Raw genomic sequence first — 209 nt, 5'->3', positions numbered from 1 at the left:
CCCACCGACTGTTCCTGCGCACCGGTCGCGATGTCGCCGATCAGCACCGCGATGTTGCCGACACGCTCGACGATGTCGGTCAGCGCCTCGCCGGTGCGGTTGACCAGCGCGACACCGGATTCGACCTGATCGGAACTGGACGAAATCAGCGTCTTGATCTCTTTCGCGGCCTCGGAGGACCGCTGCGCCAGCGCCCGTACCTCTGACGC

1 protein-coding gene is annotated in these 209 nt (G+C 66.0%); it reads right to left on the bottom strand.

Going from position 1 to position 209, the window contains the following annotated elements; translation table 11 throughout:
• On the bottom strand, positions 1-209 hold a 209-nt coding region (locus DSD19_RS21300), incomplete at both ends, for a methyl-accepting chemotaxis protein (protein ID WP_243628213.1).

The sequence above is a fragment of the Rhodovulum sp. BSW8 genome, from assembly GCF_003314725.1.
Taxonomy (GTDB): domain Bacteria; phylum Pseudomonadota; class Alphaproteobacteria; order Rhodobacterales; family Rhodobacteraceae; genus Rhodovulum; species Rhodovulum visakhapatnamense.
This window is presented reverse-complemented; position numbering and strand designations above follow the sequence as displayed.